The organism is Rhodococcus sp. EPR-134 (genome assembly GCF_001647205.1).
GTDB lineage: Bacteria > Actinomycetota > Actinomycetes > Mycobacteriales > Mycobacteriaceae > Rhodococcus_F > Rhodococcus_F qingshengii.
The window spans coordinates 1-3,125 of sequence record NZ_LVCT01000116.1; the positions used below are offsets into that span (position 1 = coordinate 1).

2 protein-coding genes are annotated in these 3,125 nt (G+C 60.7%); both read right to left on the reverse strand.

The window, feature by feature from the left end:
- On the reverse strand, positions 1 to 1,272 hold a 1,272-nt coding region (locus tag A2J01_RS05345; protein ID WP_064112251.1), incomplete at its 3' end, for a SulP family inorganic anion transporter.
- Between the two features lie 266 nt (positions 1,273 to 1,538).
- Positions 1,539 to 3,125 (reverse strand): site-specific integrase (locus tag A2J01_RS05350; RefSeq protein ID WP_156519174.1); only part of this gene is annotated, 1,587 nt, incomplete at its 5' end.

A 3,125-nucleotide genomic window follows, 5' to 3' on the forward strand; every position in this document is an offset into this window, starting at 1 on the left:
CAGGCCGTCCTCGTTGGTGTCCGCTTCGGACACCTTCTCCACATTCGTCAGATGCGCGACGCGGCGGGCGAACATCACCATCGCCGTCAACACACCCAAGATCACGCCGATCGCCAAATTGTGAGTACCCACAGTCGCAGCGACCGTCACCACCATCACCAACGTCTCACTCTTGGGCATCAGCTTCAGAGTGCGCGGATCGATACTGTGCCAATCCATGGTTCCGACGGACACCATGATCATCACCGCAACCAGAGCGCCCATCGGGATCAACGCGACGACGTCACCGAGCCCGACGACGAGAATCAACAAGAACACACCGGCCAGGAACGTCGAGATGCGCGTGCGGGCACCGGAGACCTTCACGTTGATCATCGTCTGCCCGATCATCGCGCAACCGCCCATGCCACCGAAGAACCCGGTGACCAGGTTCGCCACACCCTGCCCCCACCCTTCGCGAGTCTTGTTCGAGTGAGTGTCGGTGATGTCGTCGACCAACTTCGCCGTCATCAACGATTCGAGGAGGCCGACCAGCGCCATCGCCAGCGCATACGGCGCAATGATCGTCAGCGTCTCCATATTCCAAGGCACATCAGGAAAGAACAACGACGGCAAGCTCGACGGCAATTCGCCCTCGTCCCCGACATCGGGAACGTTCAACGCAAACACCACCGTCGCCGCAGTCAACAGCACGATCGCCACCAGCGGCGCCGGCACCACCGAGGTCAACCGCGGCAGGAAAATCATCACCAACAAACCGACTCCGACCATCGGATACACCAAAGCCGGCACACCGATCAGATGCGGCAGCTGCGAAGTGAAGATCAAGATCGCCAACGCGTTGACGAACCCGACCATCACGCTGCGCGGGATGAAACGCATCAACTTGGCGACACCGAGAACACTGAGCACCACTTGGAAAATGCCGGCCAGGATGACAGTGGCGATGAAGTAATCCATCCCGTACTCACGCGCAACCGGCGCAATGACAAGCGCTATCGCACCGGTAGCAGCGGAAATCATCGCCGGGCGGCCCCCGACGATCGAGATGGTGACCGCCATCGTGAACGAGGCGAACAGCCCGATCCGCGGATCGACCCCGGCGATGATGGAAAAAGAAATTGCCTCGGGGATCAACGCGAGCGCGACGACCAGTCCGGCAAGGACCTCGATCTTGAGCCGGCGAGGTGAACGCAACGCCGCACGCACAGACGTACCCGCCTCCCCCGCCTCTCGCACCTGCGGGGCCGTACCGCCCGTGTTCTGGGCCATCACATTGCTCCATCCGACTCCGCCCACGTTCGAGCGCGGAATCAATACGTAATTTTCGAGGCTGCAAGCGCCTACGAATCGGATTTACCTGTGCACACCACCGCGCTCGGCAGCGCACAAACACAGAGGCACTCTACCCTCACAAGAGAGTAGAGTGCCTACCGGAAATTCTCGGTCGCTACCACCTGCCATCCGTCTACCGGCTGCTGCACCCGGCACGGAAGGTTCCCGATCCGGCACGCTCACCCCAATCAGGTTCATGCTCGTCATGCAGGAGGTTGGACGATGTGCGCGACGATGTCCGGGAAGCTGGGCATGTTGAGTTGAACGGCACGACGGGCCCGTCGATCGATCTGATCGAGCTTTTCCTCGGTAGCCACGAGGCTCACGCGGAGACCTTCTGCTTCACCGATCCAGCCTTCGCTGTCCGCCTCGGCAATTCGGGCAGCAAGGTTGTCGCGTATCTCGACGAGCCGGAAACGTTGTGCGGGATCAACACGCAATACAGGGCACCGGATGCAACTGTGTTCATGCTGGCAGCTGGTGCCGTAGGCGCGGCCGCATTCGCCGAGGGCGAGTTTGCGGCGCTCGAAGTGTCCGAGAAACTCATCCCATTCGGTATCTGTCGGGGTGCGGTACTCCTCGCTCGGGCGGAGGGCACGTCGGCGCGAGATGAAGGCGCGGTGACCGTTGATCGCTTCCTCCGGGTAGATGGCTTTGTATCCCATGGTTGTGTTGATGTCCTTGTGCCCCAACAGAACTTGAGCGATATGCGGAGGCATGCCGTTCATGATGGCGTCGGTAGCGAAGATTCGGCGCAGATCATGGGGCTGGAAGTACAGCGGTTCGCCTGCTGCGTCCTTCACTCCTGCCGCATCGATGAGTTCGGTCAGTGCATTGCGGATCAAACCTGCAGATACCGCGCGGTGGTGACCACCGCATTTCCATTGGAACAAGAGTGGGGCCGGGGCCACCCAGATACGTTCGTTCCGGTCGTAAAGAGGCACAAGCGGTACTCCTCCGTCCGCGCCGCGTATTCGGGACACGATTGTCGACAGCATGTCGGCGAGGTCCGGGCTGACCACAAGTAGGCGTTCCTCGTCTGTCTTCGAGGGTGCTATCTGCAGTAGCGGGATGAGCTCTCCGGTGGCGGGTAATCGATATTGGGTGATGCTGTGATGGCTGATTTCGAGCATCTCTTCGATTCGAACGCCTGTGTGTCGCAGGACTTCCACAGTTGCCAGAGCCCAGAATGCTCGGTTCTCGGCTTCTCGGAGCCGGATGGTTCGTCCCTCGGAGTCGTAGATGACCGGAATGCCGTCAGCGCTTGCTTTCAACCATGGGTCCGACTTGGTGTAGGTCTTGCCGAGGACGGTGAATTTGGAGCCCGGCGATGCTGCAACAGCGGCCTCGAGGAGCATCCTGGCGTCATGGGCTCGTTGTTCTGCGATACGCACCAGTTCTGGCAGTCGAGGTAGTCGCTCTCGTGTGCGCTGATCCATGCGTGCTTTGCGTCGGCGTCCGATTTTCTTCGCGCTCGTCTCTCCTGGGCCGATCGGGCACGGCACTACCCACCTCGCCCACCGTGCGGGGTCGAGTGCTGCCCACGCCGCCAGGTCGAGATAGAACGCGCGCACAGCTGTCAGCATGTCGGTGTAGTTCATTCGTGGACTACGGGTCTCGGCGTACGTTCCGTCGGGGAGTCGGCGGCGGCTGACCTTCCAATGCATGCGTTCTTTCCATGCCTGGGCTACGCCGCGGTCGAGTTGCAGCGAGTTGATTCCGGGATGGGTGGTCTCCAGGTTTTTCCAGAAATGCAGCGCCAAATGTCGTGAGAGATTGTCGAGCGTCGT